21 protein-coding genes are annotated in these 18,079 nt (G+C 53.5%); 9 read left to right on the top strand and 12 right to left on the bottom strand.

What is annotated here, in order from left to right:
• Positions 1 to 255: 255 nt before the first annotated feature.
• From sfsA to ACQY5R_RS09935, 3 genes are all read right to left on the bottom strand, one after another.
• Positions 256 to 972 carry a DNA/RNA nuclease SfsA gene (sfsA, locus tag ACQY5R_RS09945; protein WP_428607659.1) on the bottom strand — a complete coding sequence of 239 codons (717 nt, stop codon included), beginning with the start codon at positions 970 to 972 and terminating at the stop codon, positions 256 to 258.
• A gap of 220 nt (positions 973 to 1,192) precedes the next feature.
• Complete coding sequence (locus ACQY5R_RS09940) at positions 1,193 to 1,789, bottom strand: peroxiredoxin (protein WP_428607656.1); 597 nt, start codon at positions 1,787 to 1,789, stop codon at positions 1,193 to 1,195.
• A gap of 81 nt (positions 1,790 to 1,870) precedes the next feature.
• Positions 1,871 to 2,260, bottom strand: a complete 390-nt coding sequence (locus ACQY5R_RS09935; protein ID WP_428607654.1) for a class II SORL domain-containing protein — start codon at positions 2,258 to 2,260, stop codon at positions 1,871 to 1,873.
• Between the two features lie 174 nt (positions 2,261 to 2,434).
• Here ACQY5R_RS09935 and ACQY5R_RS09930 point away from each other — a divergent pair, with 174 nt between their 5' ends.
• The gene (locus ACQY5R_RS09930; protein WP_428607651.1) at positions 2,435 to 2,995 is read left to right on the top strand and encodes a helix-turn-helix domain-containing protein; all 561 of its coding nucleotides are present in this window, start codon (positions 2,435 to 2,437) and stop codon (positions 2,993 to 2,995) included.
• Between the two features lie 81 nt (positions 2,996 to 3,076).
• Here the strand turns inward: ACQY5R_RS09930 and ACQY5R_RS09925 are convergent, their stop codons facing one another.
• Positions 3,077 to 3,667 carry a TMEM165/GDT1 family protein gene (locus tag ACQY5R_RS09925; protein ID WP_428607648.1) on the bottom strand — a complete coding sequence of 197 codons (591 nt, stop codon included), beginning with the start codon at positions 3,665 to 3,667 and terminating at the stop codon, positions 3,077 to 3,079.
• 344 nt (positions 3,668 to 4,011) lie between these two features.
• Between ACQY5R_RS09925 and pdhA the strand changes: the two genes are divergently transcribed.
• The 3 genes from pdhA (at position 4,012) to ACQY5R_RS09910 (ending at position 7,259) form a co-directional block, all read left to right on the top strand.
• Positions 4,012 to 5,088: a pyruvate dehydrogenase (acetyl-transferring) E1 component subunit alpha gene (pdhA, locus tag ACQY5R_RS09920; RefSeq protein WP_428607646.1), complete on the top strand. Its 1,077-nt coding sequence runs from the start codon at positions 4,012 to 4,014 to the stop codon at positions 5,086 to 5,088.
• Positions 5,081 to 6,061, top strand: coding sequence for an alpha-ketoacid dehydrogenase subunit beta (locus ACQY5R_RS09915; RefSeq protein WP_428607644.1), 981 nt, complete (start codon positions 5,081 to 5,083; stop codon positions 6,059 to 6,061). Before pdhA ends, ACQY5R_RS09915 begins: the two co-directional genes overlap by 8 nt.
• A gap of 70 nt (positions 6,062 to 6,131) precedes the next feature.
• Complete coding sequence (locus tag ACQY5R_RS09910; RefSeq protein ID WP_428607641.1) at positions 6,132 to 7,259, top strand: dihydrolipoamide acetyltransferase family protein; 1,128 nt, start codon at positions 6,132 to 6,134, stop codon at positions 7,257 to 7,259.
• Between the two features lie 300 nt (positions 7,260 to 7,559).
• Here ACQY5R_RS09910 and ACQY5R_RS09905 read toward each other — a convergent pair whose 3' ends face one another.
• Together ACQY5R_RS09905 and boxA are read right to left on the bottom strand one after the other, a co-directional pair.
• On the bottom strand, positions 7,560 to 8,096 hold the full coding sequence (locus ACQY5R_RS09905) for a PEP-CTERM sorting domain-containing protein (protein ID WP_428607639.1): 537 nt from the start codon (positions 8,094 to 8,096) through the stop codon (positions 7,560 to 7,562).
• A 380-nt stretch (positions 8,097 to 8,476) separates the two neighbouring features.
• The gene (gene boxA / locus ACQY5R_RS09900) at positions 8,477 to 9,694 is read right to left on the bottom strand and encodes a benzoyl-CoA 2,3-epoxidase subunit BoxA (RefSeq protein ID WP_428607637.1); all 1,218 of its coding nucleotides are present in this window, start codon (positions 9,692 to 9,694) and stop codon (positions 8,477 to 8,479) included.
• A 309-nt stretch (positions 9,695 to 10,003) separates the two neighbouring features.
• On the opposite strand from boxA, the gene ACQY5R_RS09895 reads away from it, so the two are divergent.
• The 3 genes from ACQY5R_RS09895 (at position 10,004) to ACQY5R_RS09885 (ending at position 11,636) form a co-directional block, all read left to right on the top strand.
• Positions 10,004 to 10,381: a hypothetical protein gene (locus ACQY5R_RS09895; RefSeq protein ID WP_428607635.1), complete on the top strand. Its 378-nt coding sequence runs from the start codon at positions 10,004 to 10,006 to the stop codon at positions 10,379 to 10,381.
• A gap of 154 nt (positions 10,382 to 10,535) precedes the next feature.
• The gene (locus ACQY5R_RS09890; protein ID WP_428607632.1) at positions 10,536 to 11,138 is read left to right on the top strand and encodes a hypothetical protein; all 603 of its coding nucleotides are present in this window, start codon (positions 10,536 to 10,538) and stop codon (positions 11,136 to 11,138) included.
• Positions 11,139 to 11,198: 60 nt separating this feature from the next.
• Entirely contained in the window at positions 11,199 to 11,636 is a 438-nt protein-coding gene (locus ACQY5R_RS09885) for a hypothetical protein (RefSeq protein ID WP_428607630.1), read from the top strand.
• A gap of 38 nt (positions 11,637 to 11,674) precedes the next feature.
• Here the strand turns inward: ACQY5R_RS09885 and ypfJ are convergent, their stop codons facing one another.
• Entirely contained in the window at positions 11,675 to 12,592 is a 918-nt protein-coding gene (ypfJ, locus tag ACQY5R_RS09880) for a KPN_02809 family neutral zinc metallopeptidase (RefSeq protein WP_428607628.1), read from the bottom strand.
• A gap of 396 nt (positions 12,593 to 12,988) precedes the next feature.
• Between ypfJ and ACQY5R_RS09875 the strand changes: the two genes are divergently transcribed.
• Both ACQY5R_RS09875 and ACQY5R_RS09870 read left to right on the top strand, forming a co-directional pair.
• A complete protein-coding gene (locus tag ACQY5R_RS09875; protein ID WP_428607626.1) occupies positions 12,989 to 13,711 on the top strand; it encodes an AzlC family ABC transporter permease in 723 nt (240 codons plus the stop codon).
• Positions 13,708 to 14,037, top strand: a complete 330-nt coding sequence (locus ACQY5R_RS09870) for an AzlD domain-containing protein (RefSeq protein ID WP_428607623.1) — start codon at positions 13,708 to 13,710, stop codon at positions 14,035 to 14,037. The genes ACQY5R_RS09875 and ACQY5R_RS09870 overlap by 4 nt, the downstream gene beginning before the upstream one ends.
• A 56-nt stretch (positions 14,038 to 14,093) precedes the next feature.
• On the opposite strand, the gene ACQY5R_RS09865 is transcribed toward ACQY5R_RS09870, so the two are convergent.
• The 5 genes from ACQY5R_RS09865 to ACQY5R_RS09845 form a co-directional block, all read right to left on the bottom strand.
• Positions 14,094 to 14,816 carry a hypothetical protein gene (locus ACQY5R_RS09865; RefSeq protein WP_428607620.1) on the bottom strand — a complete coding sequence of 241 codons (723 nt, stop codon included), beginning with the start codon at positions 14,814 to 14,816 and terminating at the stop codon, positions 14,094 to 14,096.
• Positions 14,817 to 14,996: 180 nt separating this feature from the next.
• Positions 14,997 to 15,650: a HEAT repeat domain-containing protein gene (locus ACQY5R_RS09860; RefSeq protein WP_428607617.1), complete on the bottom strand. Its 654-nt coding sequence runs from the start codon at positions 15,648 to 15,650 to the stop codon at positions 14,997 to 14,999.
• Between the two features lie 278 nt (positions 15,651 to 15,928).
• On the bottom strand, positions 15,929 to 16,387 hold the full coding sequence (locus ACQY5R_RS09855) for an SRPBCC family protein (RefSeq protein WP_428607614.1): 459 nt from the start codon (positions 16,385 to 16,387) through the stop codon (positions 15,929 to 15,931).
• A 142-nt stretch (positions 16,388 to 16,529) separates the two neighbouring features.
• Positions 16,530 to 17,072, bottom strand: coding sequence for a DUF1697 domain-containing protein (locus ACQY5R_RS09850; protein ID WP_428607611.1), 543 nt, complete (start codon positions 17,070 to 17,072; stop codon positions 16,530 to 16,532).
• Between the two features lie 427 nt (positions 17,073 to 17,499).
• Positions 17,500 to 17,751 carry a DUF1289 domain-containing protein gene (locus tag ACQY5R_RS09845; protein ID WP_428607609.1) on the bottom strand — a complete coding sequence of 84 codons (252 nt, stop codon included), beginning with the start codon at positions 17,749 to 17,751 and terminating at the stop codon, positions 17,500 to 17,502.
• Positions 17,752 to 18,079 lie beyond the last annotated feature (328 nt).

Raw genomic sequence — 18,079 nt, 5'->3', positions numbered from 1 at the left:
CCCTTATTTACCAAGTTAAAAAAAAATTACCAGATACTGAAATTTAAACCTGACAATAAGTCAGGTTATTCGTAAAAATTGGGGCTATAAGACACTTAGTTGTGATATTTGTCAAGCTCCAATCTGCGGTTTATCAGCATTTCATCAAGGCTAAGTTACTGTTTAAAAAGATATTTATAGACCATATGCGGGAAATGACCTACATCAATGAAAAATCATATTAGTGATGGCTGATATATTTACGTATTGAATTCATTAAAACGGTTTTCCAAAATGGAAAGGCAGCCTAGTCCCCACACGCATTTGTTTGATTGAGAGATCCACCGCATACGCCATCACTTCGACGCCCGCTTCTACCGCCTCCACCAGAGTGTTCGCGTAATCCGGATCTATATCCCAGGCCGGTTCAACACGTTGGATTCCTGTATGAGCAACATTAAACAGCAGCACACCTCTATGACCGTCCCGCACCACCCCCATCAGTTCCCGCAGATGCTTTCTTCCCCTGTCGGTTACCGCATCGGGAAAGGTGCCGAGTCCTTTTTTCCCCAGTAAGGTGACATTTTTCACCTCAATATAGCAGTCAGGCAGACTGGGTTCCGTTAATAGTAGATCAATTCGGCTCCCTTCAATGCCATAAGGCCGCTCGCTCTGAATTATTCCGTATCCGCTCAGGGCTTCAATCCGGCCTTCGGCAATACCCTCCTTCACCAGGGCATTGGCCCGGCCGGTATTGATACAGGCCAGGTAACGCCCTTCGACCTCAACCAGCTCCCAACGATAGGGCAATTTACGTTTTGGAGAATTGACTTCCAGCAACCAGACGCGACTACCGGGGGTGGCACAGTTTTTCATCGAACCGGTATTGGGGCAGTGGGCAGTTACCACTTGGCCATCCGCTAGCTGCACATCGGCCAAAAAACGCTTGTATCGTTTGATCAGGCGCCCTTCCAACAGATCCGGAAAGTTCATAGGCTTGTGCCCCGGGGAGTGATGAGGAGGTTAGGCAGACGCTGGAGGACAAGGGGATGAAGCATCCACTTCCTTTTATCTATAACGCAACTTCAGAGGTTGAAGTCGCTCATGGGCCCGATGCATGGAGATACAATAACACCGGATGACCGGACACTCCGTGTCGGCCAACCGTTTTGGGCCTCTCCGTAGAGAGGCCCGAGTATAAACACCATTAGATTTACAGGGTTTCGGCGTGCTCGGCCAAGTATTCGGCCACACCTTCGGTAGAGCCCTTCATACCCGCTTCACCCTGCTTCCAGCCTGCCGGGCAAACTTCACCATGCTCTTCGGTAAACTGCAGTGCATCCACCATGCGCAACATTTCATCGATATTACGCCCTAGCGGCAGGTTATTCACCACCTGATGCTGCACCACGCCGTCACGGTCGATCAGGAAAGAGCCGCGCAAGGCGATACCGGGGCCGGTATTCAGGTCGTAAGCGTTGGTGATCTCCTTGGAGATATCCGCCACCAGCGGATACTGGACGTTGCCGATACCTCCGTTGTTGATGGCGGTATTTTTCCAGGCCAGATGGGAGAAATGGGAGTCGATGGAAACACCTATCACCTCCACATTGCGTTTTTTGAACTCTTCCAGGCGATGATCGAAGGCGATCAGCTCGGAAGGACAGACAAAGGTAAAGTCCAGCGGGTAGAAGAACAGTACCACATATTTTCCCTGGTAGCTGGACAGGGTCAGGTCGGCAAAAGAGTTATCCGGCATCACCGCCTGGGCGGTAAAATCGGGGGCGGGTTTGGCAACAAGTACACTCATCTTATTTTCTCCAAATTTCGATTAGCATTGAACAGACTACAAGCCCCCGGCCTGCCGGAGACCCAAATATGACAGACCGGGTTAGGCGACAGCCACTTCTACCGGATTGCTCTCCCACAATCCATGTTTGGTGCAATACGCCATGGCACTCAGCTTCAGCTTGCTGCCGTTAGGCACTACATTAAAGGTGACCTCCGCGTGGCCCTTTGCACCCTCACCGCCCAGGGTGCCGGGGGGAAAACTGGCCTCTGCCAGCAAAGTCTGGCCGTTATAGAGCTGTACCGAGCGGATGTAGTGATCGTGATCATCCGGGTGGGCATACTCATTGCCCATCCTGACGGTGACGCTGAACAACTCTCCCTTAGCGGCACTGTCGGCAAAGTGAATAAAGGGTGAGTGGCGATCGATAAAGTCCTTCTTGGCCTCTTTTTCGATCTGGTCGATATCGATATAACGATTGACGACTGGCATATCTACTTCCTCTTTAACTTCAACTGCCTGGCAAGGTTTACCAATGATTGATATCTGATACAACAACATTTGTGTTGTTATTCTGTCAATCGACTTGCCTTCTGTCAATAAAAAAAACAAAATAACAACATTATTGTTTTCACCCTGTCACCCAGGAGCAAAGAGGTAGATGCTATGATCACCAACCTGGTCGGCAACCGAATCCGTGAGATACGCGCCCGGCGTAAAATCACCCAGCAGCAGTTGGCTGACAGCGCCAATATTCCCCGCGCCACCCTGGCCACTATCGAAAAGGATGAATCCAATCCGAGCCTGGCCGCTGTCTACAAAATCGCCGTGGCGCTCAACTGCACCATTGATGATCTGCTGGAGAAAGAACACGACCGGGTGGAGGTGATCCGCTACACAAATATGGGACGGGTCGAATCGGGTGACGGTCACTACCGGGCAACCACGGTATCGCCCCTGGGCAATCCCGCTTACAGCCAGCAGACATTTTCCCTGGATGCCGATGCAACCTATCTCGGCAAGCCACACCCGCCTGGCAGCGAAGAGTATCTCTATATTTTGGAAGGGGCAGTGACTCTGGAAGTGGCCGGTGAGCAGATCTCACTGGAGAAAGGAGATAGCGCCCATTTCCGGGGCAATATCAACCACAGCTACCATAACCCCGGTAACACCACCGCACGAGGTATGGTAACCATTATCGAGTCCCCGGACCTGACTGATCACTGAACGGCAATCGATTCCGTAAAAGTCTGCGGATAACTTTACCTCTCCGCCGGAATCGTGCATTCGGACTAAAATATCTGGCGTTCACAAACTCAAGCTGACGGCGCGCCAAGCGGCCAACAATCCAAACAGGATAAAGACCACGCCACTGATGCGATGCAGCCAATGCAGCGGCAGGCGCTGCAACAACGTGCGACCCGCCCAGACCCCCAATGCGGAAACCAATACCAGGGCCGTCGTGGCACCGATCCAGACAGGCAACGGTGCCATACTACCGGCCAGCCCCGCTACTGCAATCTGAGTTTTATCGCCAAATTCAGCCACCAAAATCAGCATCAGGGTGGTTAAAAAAATACCATGCCCCGATTTTTCATCCACGGTTTCGTCATCGTCCTGTTCTGAGGTGAGAAGAGAGTGCAAGCCAAAGCCACCAAACAGAAACGCCACCACACCGGCCATAACCCGCTCCGGCACCCAGGCCGCAATGCCGGCGCCGAACAAGACCGCCAGCAGGTTGAGGATCAGAAAGGCCAGTGAAGCGCCTAAAATAATCGGCCAATGGCGATGACGCGCAGCCAGCGTCATACAAACAAGCTGGCTCTTGTCGCCGATTTCCGCCAACGCGATCAGCGTGAAGGTGGAGAGGGAGACCGTCAGGGATTCGGGGGGCAGCATGGAAATGGAGACAACCGGGTCGATAGTTCAGGCTAAATGGATGAAGCGGGCTATTCTAGCGGTTATTGGCCACTGATACCTAGTTCGATTTACAAGCCCGCCATCCGATGAAGGATGTACTAAACTCTCTGATAACAAACTCAAAGGCGGTAGAGAGTCTGTAGGCATCTGAACCAACGAGCATCCTCATTAACAATCAGAAAGATCGGGGACGCTTTTTTAACATCGCCAGAGCCTGAAGGAGAGATAGCAAAGCGATCTGTTGCGATAACAGAACAATCCGCTGGATCACACAGATCTTCATTTGAGCACAGCTTGGGTGCTTGTAGCACAGGAGGTCAGCTTTGAATCAGGCAACGACATTCCATATTCCCTATCACCGGTTCCTGCGTCCCGACGGCGAACCGGAAGGTGAACTGCCCCCGTTGGCGGACGACGCCAAAACCCTCCACGCGCTATACAAGAACATGGTATTCACCCGGCTCTACGATGAACGCGCCATCGCCATGCAGCGTACCGGTCAGATCGGCACCTTCGCCTCCTCGCTGGGGCAGGAAGCGATAGGAGCCGGTGTCGGTCACGCCATGCGGCCTGAAGATGTCATCGTCCCCAGTTTCCGTGAGAACGGTGCCCTGCTATTCCGGAAATTCCGGGTACGCGACCTGCTGCTCTACTGGGGCGGCGATGAACGTGGCATGTCCAACCCTGACCTGGGTGACGACTTCCCCATCTGTGTGCCCATCTCCACCCATACTACCCAGGCGGCCGGTATCGCCTTTGCCATCAAGTACCGCAAGCAGGCGAGAGTGGTGGTCTGCCTGCTGGGTGACGGCGGCACCTCCAAGGGGGATTTTTACGAAGCGATCAATCTGGCCGGCGTATGGAATCTTCCCCTGGTGTTCGTCGTCAACAACAACCAGTGGGCCATCTCGGTGCCACGCAGCCTGCAATCCAAATCGGAAACCCTGGCCCAGAAGGCGATCGCAGCGGGCATCCCCGGCATCCAGATCGACGGCAACGATCCCATCGCGGTTCGGCACTATGTAGCCGAAGCCATCGAAACAGCCCGCCGTGGTGGTGGTCCGACCCTGATCGAAGCGATCAGCTATCGCCTCTGCCACCACACCACGGCTGATGACGCCACCCGCTACCGCAGTAATGAAGAGCTGGAAGCGCACCGCAAACAGGACCCGGTACCGCGCTTGAAGCGGTTTATGGCGTCGCGCCAGATCTGGTCGGATGAACAGGAGGCCGAGCTGATTCAACAGTGCAAGGCGGAGATCGAACAGGAGGTCAGGCACTATCTCGACAGTGAGCCGCCGAAACCCCAAAGTATCTTCGATTCACTCTATGCCGAACTGCCCGGTGAATTGCACAGCCAGCGCCAGGCGCTACTGGGCGAGGAGTCTGATGATGAGTGAGATTACCTTGGTTGAGGCGGTCAATCTGGCCCTGATGCATGAGATGGAACGGGATCCGGATATGGTGGTGCTAGGTGAAGATATCGGTATCAACGGCGGCGTGTTCCGCGCCACCGTCGGGCTGCTGGAGAAATACGGCAGCGAACGGGTACTGGATACTCCGTTGGCGGAAAACATGATCGCCGGCGTGGCGGTGGGGATGGCCGCTCAGGGGTTGCACCCGGTGGCGGAGATCCAGTTCATGGGATTCATCTACCCGGCCATCGACCAAATGATCAGCCACGCCTCACGCCTGCGCAACCGCACGCGCGGCCGGCTTACCTGCCCGATGGTGCTGCGTGCGCCCTACGGCGGCGGCATCCACGCCCCGGAGCACCACTCCGAAAGTACCGAAGCGATGTTCGCCCATATCCCCGGTATCCGCGTTGTCATCCCCTCCTCTCCCACCCGCGCCTACGGTCTGCTGCTGGCAGCCATTCGCGATCCCGATCCGGTGGTATTCCTGGAACCGAAACGGGTCTATCGATTGATGAAACAGGCGGTGGACGATAACGGCGAAGCCCTGCCGCTGGATACCTGTTTTATCCTGCGCCCGGGCAGCGACATCACCCTGGTCAGTTGGGGCGCCATGCTTCATGAAACCCAGCAGGCGGCTGAACAATTGGCAACAGGCGGGATCGATGCCGAAGTGATTGATCTGGCCACCATTAAACCGATAGACATGGAGACCATCCTGGAATCTGTGGGCCGCACTGGCCGTTGCGTGATTGTGCAGGAGGCCGCCCAAACCTGTAGCGTGGGCGCCGAGATTGCCGCCCGACTGGCTGAGGAGGGGTTGATGTCCCTGTTCGCACCAATACGCCGGGTATCCGGCTACGACACGGTGATGCCCATGTTCCGCCTGGAAGGACACTACATGCCCAGCACCGCACGCATCGTTGCGGCCGTCAAACAGACCATGGAGTTTGCATGAAAAATTGGCAGGAGAGACAATTTTCACGGCCAAAGGCCGCCCGTCAGGGTGCGGCACAAGGAGGTGCCGCATGAAACTATTCAATCTACCCGACCTCGGTGAAGGACTACAGGAGGCGGAGATCGTCTCCTGGCAGGTGAAACCGGGTGACACCGTGGAACAGGGACAACAGCTGCTCTCGGTAGAGACCGCTAAGGCGATTGTGGAGATACCCTCTCCCGAGTCCGGTGTAATCGCTAAATGTTACGGCGAAGAGGGCGACATCGTACAGGTGGGCGATCCGCTGGTGGAGTACCGCGTCGAAGGGGAAACAGTAGCAGCGCCGGACAAACCCGAGCGGGAAGACAGTGGCACGGTCGTCGGTGAAGTGAAGACCGGTTCGGAAGTCATTCGAGAGCGGGCCAGCGAAATATCCAGTCGTAGTGGAGGCGGTATCAAGGCCACCCCTGCGGTGCGTGCACTAGCCAAACAGCTGGATGTAGACCTCTCCATCGTCACGCCTACCGGCCCCAAGGAGACCATCACCGCCGGCGACGTACAACGGGTGGCCAAGATCCTGGCCGAAGTGGGTCCGATGGAGCTGCTACGGGGTGTTCGCCGCACCATGGCCCGTAGCATGGCACAGGCCCATGCCGAAGTGGTTCCAGTGACACTGTTTGACGTGGTGGATATCCAGCATTGGAAAGAGAAAGAAGACATCACCGTGCGCCTGATCCAGGCGATCCTGGCCGCCTGCGCGGCGGAGCCCTCACTCAACGCCTGGTATGACGCCCACGCCATTGGTCGACGCCTGTTGAAGAAGGTGCACCTGGGCATCGCCGCCGATACCTCGGATGGCCTGTTTGTCCCGGTGATCTCCGATGTGGGGCAGTACAGCACCGGACAGTTGAGAGAGGAGCTAAACCGCATCAAACAAGCCGTCAGGGATCGCAGCATCGCGCCGGACAAGCTCCGCGGCAATACCTTCACGCTATCCAACTTCGGCACCATTGCCGGCCGGCATGCCAATCCCGTCGTCGTGCCGCCCACCGTGGCTATCCTCGGCGCAGGACACCGCTACGATGCCGTTGTCCCGGTCAACGGAGAGCCGGCCGTGCATAAACTGCTGCCGCTGTCGCTCACCTTCGACCACCGGGCGGTCACCGGCGGTGAAGCGGGCCGCTTTCTGGGTGTATTGATAAGGTCGCTGAGCGGGTGACTTGACGGCGGTAATGCGGATATCGGAAGAGATCTGCAGCGGGGACAGCATAAAGTAACCGGGCTAACCACCAGGTTCAACGATGTGCAAATAGCGTTCGTAACACCGTTAAAAAGCAAGTAGCGCGATTGATCCCGCTAAGGAAATAGCGGCAGGCATGGCCCATCCTATGCCAAGCAAGCTTTAGCTCTCCCGATACGACATCTATCAGGATGTCGTATCGGGAGCCTGCAAACACCAACGGGGCTCTTGAAGACAAAAAAATCCCCGCTAAACAGCGGGGATTTTTAAGATGGACGTTTAAACTATTAAGCGCTTTTTTTTCCGCGCAAATCCAAACCCAGCAAGGCCCAAACCAAACAGTGCCAAGGTTGCAGGCTCTGGGACATCAGCCGCACCCACTACCCACTGCACAGCGAAGAACTGCGCGTCGGCAAGACTGCCGGACGCCCCAATCGATAGAGAAGCATCACCATCGGCTGCCGTACCACTGTAGCCATCCGGAAAGAACGCGATAGCTTGGGTCCCATTGTCCGCCAAGTTCCCAGCTCCGTTCACGATAACCGGTATAGCGCCGGATGAATCCATTATGGTGTCAGCACTCGTTACCACATCAGCCAGGGTATAGACCTCACCAAATACGGTTAACATCAAATCGGTGACGGCGGTATTGGATAAAAACTGGAATGATGAGCCATCAAAGGATGTGTCATCAAACTGCACGTAACCGGATACACCGGCAACCCCCGTGGCGTTAAAATTGATCAGGGTGGCTTGCGCCTGACCGATGGAAAGCAAAAGCCCACAAGCGGCAAAAAAGAGAGTGCGGATATACATAATTTTAAATCCCCTATTGATAAAACTTCCATGTAACTCAAGCATTCGCTCAGGACGACCTATCTAGAACCACTCTTCCTGACATTACCCGGGTTTACATTCAGTGCCTATTTACATGATTGTCCCTGAGTTAAGGCAAGATCCGGGCCGAAAAATAATATTGCTTAAATTCAATTACTTAATATCAGCACATAAGATTCAATCAATGCTTCTGTAAAATTCTTCGACACCAATCGAATCTTTGATCCCCCTATACCACGACAAAACGGCTATACATGCTAACGGCCGGCTCTGATCACCCAAACGCCCGACAATACTTGGAAATAAATGAATACCCGCCCGACTCCTCTCCGTTAATCGAACGGAGACGTGGCCATTAATTAATAGGTTTCCACGTGATAACGGCCGCTCTGTTTCATTGCCAATTTTGTCTCTGGCCAGCTGAGGTTGTGATCAAGACAGATGGCTTCAAACGCCTCCTCGACACCTTTCTCCATCTCTTTTAAACCGCAGATATAGATGTAGGTGTCTGGCGAATTGATTAACGCAGCGAGCTTTTCAGATTGGCTAACCATGCGATCCTGCACATACTCTTTGGGTACATCAGGTAGCCGGGAAAAAACCAATTGCTTATCGATAAACTGATCACTGAGTTTATTAAGCGGACCGAAATAAGGCAGCTCACCTGGCGTTCTGGCACCGAAATAGAGCAGCAACTTACCTTCTGCGGACGGCATATGGCGTCGGCGATACTCCGTCATGGCACGGAATGGCGCAGAACCAGTGCCGGTACAAATCATAACAAGATTTGCCTTGGGGGAATTGGGCATCAGGAAAGTGGCGCCAAATGGCCCGGTGACAAGCACTTCGTCACCTTTCTTTAAGTCGCAAACGTAGTTGGAACCTACACCTTTAACCGTTTTGCCATCTTTCTCAAAAACAACCCGTTTAACAGTCAGAGAAAGGTTGTTAGCCCCAGGCCGCTCACCATCGCGCGGGCTGGCCACAGAATACAGCCGAACCAAATTTGGTCGATCTTTCTCATCCATGCCGGGAGGGATGATGCCGATGCTTTGTCCCTCCAATACGGGGAATGTGCGATCCCCAAAATCCAGGATTATATGGCGGATATCGGATTCGCTATCGGCATCTGTCAGACGAAAATTTCCCGCCACACGTGCCACCATCGGCTTATCGCGATTGTATATATTGATATAAGGCCGTTCAGCCGAGGCGGGCGGGAGTACCTTTCCACTCTCTCCAGAGTGCGCGACTTTTAAAATTTCGCTGGCATCTTGTTCATTGGCTTCTTCTTGCAATGATTCCGTTGAAGCCGTCTCCCCGTGATCGATCTCTGCGGGCAGTTCAGTCCAGGAGAGTTGTGCTTCAAGAGAATAGCCAACTGTCACCATTCGCCAATTATCGATAGAGCCGGTAGGACAAGGTGAAATACAGTCCATGCAATAATCGCATTTCGACACATCGACTACATAGTTGTTGTCATCATGCGTGATGGCATCGACCGGACAGGTCTCTTCACAAGTATTACAGCGAATACAGATTTCGGGATCAATAAGATGTTGTCGCAATAGGCTCATAGCAAGTTAACCGGATTTAAAAAAAGGCAACAGACTGAAATCTAATCCTTTTTTGACGATTCAGATTCGCTATCGGTCCGCATAGAAGGGAATCAGATAAGCGCTGATTACAGCAGATATGATTTGGACTATCATCCCCAAAATTATTGGTCAAATTGTTATGGATCCCAAGGCGGTCGTACTGACCCACGCATTTCGATCCTGGGTTCTATGTACCCATCTTTCTCGCCGTGGATTGTTGTAAGACAACCCACCCCCATCAGAATTAGCTAGAATGGCTCAAACCACTCAATAGGATTCAGTTCACCGATGATTACTGTGCTAAGACTATTCGGCATTGTTCTCTTGATCCTTGTCGGCTACCACCACATAAACGAACCTTTGGGGTTTAGTGTGGCAGGCAGTATAGCCACGGCCATTTTTGGCCTCTGTTTGACCGCACTGTACCAACCCTACCATCCCGATACCGGTAACTGGATTGGTTGGGTACTGATAAGTATTGGCTGTCTATTCATTGCCGGTTCTACAAAGCTATCTTGGCTGTTAACTATACCGGCCATAATGATAATTGTTGGCTATCGCTTTGCCTCATTGCCGTTCGATATGGGTTCGGGCTATGGGGGCGATGGTGGCGGCAGTGACAGAGGATTTGATGCTTGTGGCGGTGATGGCGGCGGCGGGGATTAATCGACCGGAGTCATTCGGTATGTTGCGTTATCGCCGGTTCATCCGCTTACGCCCGCTTTAATCTGAAACCGCGGCATACCTCATGCCCTAGATTTTTCCTGGTTCCATGCATATTCTTGTCTATTACAACAATGACTAATTCAAGGACTCGAATATGGCTACCAAAAGAGAGACCGTTGATTTTGGCGATACCGGCACCACTACTCTCACCAACGAATTAAGCGATGCGGAAAAACAAAGTATCGCTAGCAAGTTTCCAGTCAATGTAACCATGGACCTGCCGTTTTTCGGCGAACAGACATTCGTCGTCCGGGAACATGTCAAAACACTGCTGGACAATCTACCCGCACCCAGTTTTGAAGTTGATTTTGAAGTCGATGGCGACTGTAAATCCATCGAAGACACGGTGATCGAAGCCGTTTCTGAACAGATGATCGGCACGCACAGTGGGTCGTTTCAAGTCACCAATGTAGGTGTCAACTTCACGATGTTTGCCCGTGTCGTGGCACGAAAACTCCGGATAAGCAATTGTCGATGTGAAGATGGTTCTAGCGGTAAAAAAGCGGTACGTCATTTCCAGGTGAAATGGTACATCGATATCGATATCAATCCAGGGGTGGGTGGCACTTACCCTACGGAAACGCAAGATGTCTATGTCAGCACGCCGTGCTGTTGTGAAAAACGACCGGCGAAAAAGAAAGTCGTCAAAAAGAAGGTTGCCAATAAGAAAATACCCGTCAAGAAAAAACGCAGTTAATGCCGAACAGTCAATACCACTACCAGCCAGGGGAATAGTACTGTGCGCAACTGCAATTGTGTGAATAAAACTGCGGCAAGAAGAAACCTGCGTATTGAACGCCACGTCAAAGAACGGCCGTTTGCCGGTTATGAACTGGCCACACTGTTTTCCCTCGAAGGGGTAAACCCATTGCTCATGATGAGTATGGCATCGGTAGCCAGCTCGCCAGGGGCAGGGATGCAACCCCCTGGACGCTGCTCGAAAGCCCGTTACGGGAAATTACGCCGGGAAGTGATACGTCACTGCAAAGGGAAAAAGTCCAAGTGCACTAAACAGCAGGATTGTGATGAACTGAACGAGAATCAAACACGGAACACCAATTGTGCCAACGCCAGACGACAACTAAACAGGGCATGCTTTAGAGGCGGTGACGCCGGACATCGTACGGCGGCGGCTAAAGCTCGGGTTGCTGCCAATAAATGCAAGCGAATTGCCAAGGAGAAGGATTGCCCCTGATCGAGCGTTTTGAAAAGATGGGATAGTACACCCCTGCCTTATAGATTTTTTGACGAAAAGGTGTCGCACGCCTTCAGGGTGCCCACTTTTAATCCAATACCAAACCACTTGACCCGCTGCCTTGAACTGCCATGTGTAAAGGAATCCGGCGTGACGTAGCCCCGTGACTGTTTTTGCAGCCTGTCATCGCCTATCGCGCTGGCGGCTGTGAGCCCTTCTTCCACATCTCCCGCTTCCAGAATTTGCCGGGACCGATCTGCATGGTGTGCCCAGATACCCGCAAAACAGTCAGCCTGTAACTCTTGTCGCACAGAGAGTTGATTGGCCTGGGTGCTATCCATACCCTGCTTGGCTTCCTGGACTTTCCTGGATATGCCGGTCAGGGTCTGGACGTGGTGGCCAATTTCATGCGCGACCACATAAGCTTGCGCAAAATCGCCGGGGGCCTGGTAACGATTTCTCAGATCTTCATAGAAGCTGAGATCCAGGTATACCTTTTGATCGGCCGGACAATAGAAGGGGCCCATCTCGGCCGAGCCAAACCCGCAACCCGAGTTGATGGATTGACGATACAAAACAAGACGGGGCTCTTTATACTCTCTACCCATTTCCTGGAACAGGGCATGCCAGGTGTCTTCCGTATCAGCCAGAACCACCGAGATAAACTGAACCAACTCTTTCTCTTGCGCGCTCTGTGAGACGTTGCCCCCTGTTTGCCTTGCCGATTGCTCTTGAAATCCGCCTCCGCCCAGCATCTGTGAGAGCGTGCCGCTAAACAGTCCATAACCAATAAAAAGCGCGACAGCAATCAGGGTTCCCTTCACCCCAAGAAACTTGATCACCACAGGCAGCAGCCGAAGCGCCCCGCCTCCTCCGCCGAAGTTACCGCTTCTGGTAGCGCGCATACCGCGCCTGTCTTCAATATTGTCGCTTTGTCTATTTCCGCGCCATCTCATCCTGCACCACCCGAACAATTTGGATTGTTTATTTGAATCCTACAGTATAGGCGCCGAGCAAAATCAGCCAGGTCTCTCTATGACCAATCTGAAAATACCAGGCTAGGCTACTTAGTCTACAACCCCACCTACCCTCTCGTCACCGGCCGGATTCCTTTCCGATAAAAATCTGTTACATTGGCAACCATATTGACTTATTCAACCTGGTTCAAATACGGGCCGCACCGATAAAAACCTAACAATAGATAAGGTTATCAATCTTGTTCATTGTCTCGACGGCCCGCTATGCAGCGCGTAAAATGGCTTGCCACACCTAGACAACTCGTCAGGGAAGGTGCCGAGGGACAACCTGCAATAGCTCATCTGGCGCGACCAAACTTGCCCCTTGAATCAATAATGGAATTATCTACAGCCATGTCCAACACCCATCGCACCTTCTGGAGAGGTTTCCTCGATTGCAGCCCCTTCATCCTGGTGGTCGCACCGTTCGGCCTGCTGTTTGGCGTGGCGGCCGGAGAAACCGGTCTCGATCTGCTCCAGACCATGTCGATGACCATTCTGGTGATTGCCGGGGCCTCGCAATTTACCGCTCTGGCATTGCTCAATGATCAAACACCCACCTTCATTGTGATCCTGGTATCCCTGGCAGTGAATTTGCGCATGGCGATGTACTCGGCCGCCTTGGTACCCCACCTCGGCCAAGCCTCGCTCAGAACCCGCATGTTGGCCTCCTACTTCATGGTCGACCAGACATTCGCCGTGTCGATCAGACATTACGAACACGAGCCCGCGCGGCCGCTCAGTGAGAAGCTGGCTTACTATTTCGGCGGCGCCGCCAGTATCTGCCCGTTTTGGTACGGCTTCTCCCTGCTGGGGGCGCTGATCGGTAAGGCGATCCCGGAATCCTATACCCTCGATTTCGCCATACCAATCTGTTTCATCTCGCTGGTCGCGCCGATGTTGCGCAGCCTGCCCCATTTGGCGGCGGCACTGGTATCGGTTAGTTTGGCGCTGCTGTTGGCCTGGATGCCCTACAACCTGTGGCTGCTGGTGGCTGCCGTGGCCGCCATGATGGTTGGCGCACAGACCGAACTCTGGCTGAAGGGGCGCCAGGCATGATGCCCGACAACAGCACCATCTGGATCGTCATTGTCGGTCTTGGCATTGGCACCTACCTGATCCGCTTCTCCTTTCTCGGCTTGATCGGCGGCCGCCCCCTACCGGAATGGCTGCTACGGCATCTGCGTTACGTGGCGGTCGGCGTACTCCCCGCGCTGATCACCCCGCTGGTGATCTGGCCACAGGCCACCGGCGGCGAACCCGAACCCTCCCGTCTGTTGGCGGCCTTGGTCGTGCTGGTGGTGGGTGTCTGGTGGAACAACGTCATTGCCGCCATTGCCGCCGGCATGCTGACCCTGTATGGCGTGCAGTTCATCCTCGGATAAACCTGACCTGTTGGCTGGCCACCGGCTCATGGTGGCTACGGCAACCATAGCTTCGTTCAAAACGGCATAAAGTCTCGCATACCGCCCATGACCGGGCTGATGGTGTGAGACATACTCCCCACGTCATTCGTCATGACACCCACGTTTCGGTTGAGATGTCCCATGTTGCCGTTCATCCCGGTCACCTGGGTGTTGATTTTCCCCATGCTGCCGTTCATGTCAGCCATCTGTTGATTGATATCGGTCATGCTGCCATTCATCTGGACCATCTGATGGTTTATCTGTCCGACGCCCTCGGCCAGGTTGTGGGTGTCCCCACTCATTCCGGCAATGTAGTCCCGCATATGATGCATATCCTGCGACATGCTGGTCATGGATGTTTCCATGACATGCACCACATAAAACAGATAGACCATCGCCGCGGCGGCTATCAGGGTGCCGGGTACCGAAAAGAGCTTGATGCGCTGTATCTTAAAGCTGTGCTCCTTCTCGATGGCGGCCAGCTTGTCAGCCAGCAGCTTTTCCCGTTCTTGCGCTTCGGCGTGCACCTTCGCAAAGGCGTCGTTCAAATGTGAACTGAACTCCTCGATAATCTTTTCCTGGGCCTGATCCCGGTCCTTGTTGTCCCGATGTATCTTGTCGAAGACCGACTGCAACCCCTGCATCAGGCCGGGCAGCAGACTGCTGTCACGACTTTCCGGAGTCTTTTTGGATACCCGCTTTTTGGCAACCTTCTTTTTTGTCACAGGGGTTGCCGCTGCTTTTCTCTCGTTTGTCATGGCTCTGTCCGTTGATGATGACTGGATGGGTAGGAGTGGTTTATTGGTTGACCCGACACAGGGTCACGGTAAATAAAGACATCTTAGTATATTATCTATTTCTAATCCATTACGGGACAGATTTCACGGAATCGAGCATCACTCGAGTGAACTCACCTCCTGTTGATTGCGATGGCGCGATCAATCACCCAGCGATTGCAAGCTCTCTTCGGCTACTTCACGCACATCGGGGTTGGCATCCTGCAGTAGGGGGCGGATGAATGGCTCCGCGCGGCGGCTATGGCTCAGTGCTAGGTAGTGACAGGCATCACCGCGCACCCGTGGATCGGCGTGTCGGGTCAGCTCTCCGAGTTGGGGAATAGCGTCTTGCAACAGCGGCTGGCCTTCGTACTCTTCCATGATCACACCGATACCCAGGCGCACATTGATCTTGGCATCGGCATCCTCAAGCAACTCGATCACCCGTGTCATGATACGGCTGTCTTTGGCAATCATCGCCAGCACCCGGTCCATCTCCCCCTCTGCCAGCATGGCCTCGATATACCCTCGGATACCATCCGCCGAGGCAGACGTCTGCGCCCACTGGCGCAGTTCCGCCGAACTGCGGTTTCCGGTGAGTTCGAAGGGACCGATACGCACCCAAGGCACCGAGCGTACGCCCAGTTGTTGCGCCACCTCAGGGCGCTGTTCCAGGTTGATCACTTCCAGCTTCGACAACACGCCCTGCTTCACCAGTTCCGTAAGACTGTTCAGCACCGACGGGCAGTGTGCGCAATGGGTACCGAGCAGCATCAGGGCTTCAGGGGCTTGGTTATTATTTTTCTCTTCGGTCATCCAGTTGCTCGGCCTCTTGTCTACGGCTTGATCCGCGTGGGCACGAAAGAATTGCGCACCTTACCAGGCTATTGACGCAATTCGTAGGTTGGGATGAGCTTGCGAACCCCAACGTGCGGCACTAAATAAAATCACCGATCGTTGGGGTTCACTCCGTTTGTCCTCGTTCCCACGCTCCGCGTGGGAACGCATACCACACCAAAACCGCGTGGGCACAAACCGCGTGCCCACCCTACCTGACTGCGTACAGCTAGACGATACCTGTTTTTGTGTTTCGTTCAACCATTGTCGGGGATCTCCGGCTCAACAAGCCGGGCAAGCTGTTCAAGAGACTCTTGCCAACCCAGATAGCACATTTCCACAGGAATTACCGAGGGAATGCCTTCCTGAACAATGTTGATATCCGTTCCGCAAGTAACGGGTTTGAAGTCGATGGAAACGACCATTTCACCGGGCAGGTTTGCGTCATCAAAGCGATCCGTGTGTCGAATCCGTTCATTGGGTATGAGCTCGATATATTCGACCGTAAACGAATGACTGCCTCCGGTAGAGAAATTCGTGAAAGACATCCGATAGCCGCCACCTACGCTGACATCAATGTCGTGGATCGTGCCGATAAATCCGAAGGGAGGGAGCCAATACTCCAAAGCCCCCTTATCCGTAAACGCCTTATAGACTCGCTCGGTTGGTGCACGCAGTACCCGATGCAGCCGAACCGTACCTGTTTCATTGGACATCATAACTTCCTTTTTTCGATCATTTCACACCGACATCCAGCCAGGCGGACGGCGCCCCCAACGCCGGGGTTGAAGATCACCGCGGGGTTGAAGTCTGTGGCGCGTAACGAAAAAACCTGTCTCTCCAACAACCTGTTGGGCATCATTGATCTAATGCCTCGGCCATGTCCCGGATTTTACAGACCGTCCGCCAATTACGATCGGTCATCGTCACACCGAGTAAACGCTCGCTGCTCGCCGCAAGCTTGGACCGGCCTACCCCGTCTGGTGCGTACAGATAGAACACCTTGTCGATCAATTGAAACCGCTCGCTTTTGGCTTTCAAGGCGTCCAGTTTCCTCAAATCCGGATTTGGAGGCACTGACGCCAGAAAGCCGAAATGCAGGTCCTTGGGATCCGATTCCGCTTCACGGAATGGGTTCGCTGCAATGGCCCCTTCAAACTCTTGAAAATGAAGCAGTAGAGTATGAGGTTCAAAGCCACAACGCTTTTTGACGTCAGCACTGATTTGTTTGGCAAGACTGGGAGCACCTTTGCCGGACTGAAACACCACATTCCCACTCTGAATGTATGTTTTTACATTTCGGCATTCGAGCGCTTCGAGGAGATCAACCAGCTCCCTCATTGGCAGGGAATTTCGCCCACCGACATTGATCCCTCTCAGCAGCAGAATATATGTGTTCATTGGCCGGCCCGTGCAGATTGACACCCGAATTAACCATTGGAAGGTAATGGATAGGCCGAAACCGAGAGATGTCGCTCAGCCGGTCACGCCACGCTTCGATTATAGCCCGGATCGCGTCTCTTTCCGCTTCAGTCCGCACAACACTGAGTGTAGCGTCCGGTCAGCGGGGGTGGATGAGATTCAACACTCACATCATCACGAAACAAAAACAGAGAATAGGCGTTTCGCTGGAGCCTGTTTGATCAATCAGCGTTATTGAATTTGTCTGTCCCAAATCACGGCTGTCCCATAAACTCCCTCTCCATCAGGGAGACGACTACAGGGATGTAGTCGGTTAGCCACGTCGGGAACATGTGGTCCAGGGTTGGGGTGAGGGGATGAATAGAGATGACTGCCCGACTTGGAAAACATGATATAGAGCTGACAATCAGGAGCTGGGCCTGCGGCTCGGTCGGCGCGCCCCACGTTCCGAGCGTCGACGATCAATCAGACTTTTGACTCGCTCAGGGAGTCGTTCCTCCAAGCTGGTTTTGGTTGCATCGTCAAAGGCTTGCCACTGATCAATTTCATGCTCAGTGCGTCCGCATCCGAAACACCAACCGCTCTGCGGGTCCATTTTGCAGACACCGACACAGGGCGTCATCTCCGCTTCCGCAATCAACTGCTGTGTATCCTTCATAACTCTTCACTCCAGATTGATCGAATACTCATTCTGGATGATAGACGCGCACAGGGCCGCTCGGCTTTCGTTCCCGCGACCTCCAGATGCCGCAGATAGACACTTACCTTAATCACCTCAAACCCTTGTGGAAATGTGAGTGTAAGAAACTCGTTTCATTCAACCCGACTTGGAAAACGTGATCTGTCCCGAATGGCACTTACCCTCTAATGATACGGCTTCGAATGGTAGATTTCGCTCACACCGGCTGCCTATACTGTGTGAACAGTATGCAGGGTTTCTGATTCTTCGATAGCACTCGACCTGGCGAAACGGGAAGAAGCGACAG

Source organism: Sedimenticola sp. (assembly GCF_050289425.1).
Lineage (GTDB): Bacteria > Pseudomonadota > Gammaproteobacteria > Chromatiales > Chromatiaceae > Sedimenticola.
The sequence above is the reverse complement of the archived record's forward strand: the minus strand, read 5'-3'. Positions and strand labels throughout refer to the sequence as shown.

Bases quoted from the DNA above. Each gene is read 5' to 3' on its own strand.
- sfsA (WP_428607659.1), bottom strand. From the start codon at position 972: ATGAACTTTCCGGATCTGTTGGAAGGGCGCCTGATCAAACGATACAAG.
- ACQY5R_RS09895 (WP_428607635.1), top strand. From the start codon at position 10,004: ATGATTACTGTGCTAAGACTATTCGGCATTGTTCTCTTGATCCTTGTC.
- ACQY5R_RS09905 (WP_428607639.1), bottom strand. From the start codon at position 8,096: ATGTATATCCGCACTCTCTTTTTTGCCGCTTGTGGGCTTTTGCTTTCC.
- ACQY5R_RS09935 (WP_428607654.1), bottom strand. From the start codon at position 2,260: ATGCCAGTCGTCAATCGTTATATCGATATCGACCAGATCGAAAAAGAG.
- ACQY5R_RS09865 (WP_428607620.1), bottom strand. From the start codon at position 14,816: ATGACAAACGAGAGAAAAGCAGCGGCAACCCCTGTGACAAAAAAGAAG.
- ypfJ (WP_428607628.1), bottom strand. From the start codon at position 12,592: ATGAGATGGCGCGGAAATAGACAAAGCGACAATATTGAAGACAGGCGC.
- ACQY5R_RS09925 (WP_428607648.1), bottom strand. From the start codon at position 3,667: ATGCTGCCCCCCGAATCCCTGACGGTCTCCCTCTCCACCTTCACGCTG.
- ACQY5R_RS09875 (WP_428607626.1), top strand. From the start codon at position 12,989: ATGGAATTATCTACAGCCATGTCCAACACCCATCGCACCTTCTGGAGA.
- ACQY5R_RS09890 (WP_428607632.1), top strand. From the start codon at position 10,536: ATGGCTACCAAAAGAGAGACCGTTGATTTTGGCGATACCGGCACCACT.
- ACQY5R_RS09860 (WP_428607617.1), bottom strand. From the start codon at position 15,650: ATGACCGAAGAGAAAAATAATAACCAAGCCCCTGAAGCCCTGATGCTG.
- ACQY5R_RS09915 (WP_428607644.1), top strand. From the start codon at position 5,081: ATGAGTGAGATTACCTTGGTTGAGGCGGTCAATCTGGCCCTGATGCAT.
- ACQY5R_RS09930 (WP_428607651.1), top strand. From the start codon at position 2,435: ATGATCACCAACCTGGTCGGCAACCGAATCCGTGAGATACGCGCCCGG.
- ACQY5R_RS09910 (WP_428607641.1), top strand. From the start codon at position 6,132: ATGAAACTATTCAATCTACCCGACCTCGGTGAAGGACTACAGGAGGCG.
- boxA (WP_428607637.1), bottom strand. From the start codon at position 9,694: ATGAGCCTATTGCGACAACATCTTATTGATCCCGAAATCTGTATTCGC.
- ACQY5R_RS09850 (WP_428607611.1), bottom strand. From the start codon at position 17,072: ATGAACACATATATTCTGCTGCTGAGAGGGATCAATGTCGGTGGGCGA.
- ACQY5R_RS09870 (WP_428607623.1), top strand. From the start codon at position 13,708: ATGATGCCCGACAACAGCACCATCTGGATCGTCATTGTCGGTCTTGGC.
- ACQY5R_RS09940 (WP_428607656.1), bottom strand. From the start codon at position 1,789: ATGAGTGTACTTGTTGCCAAACCCGCCCCCGATTTTACCGCCCAGGCG.
- ACQY5R_RS09845 (WP_428607609.1), bottom strand. From the start codon at position 17,751: ATGAAGGATACACAGCAGTTGATTGCGGAAGCGGAGATGACGCCCTGT.
- ACQY5R_RS09855 (WP_428607614.1), bottom strand. From the start codon at position 16,387: ATGTCCAATGAAACAGGTACGGTTCGGCTGCATCGGGTACTGCGTGCA.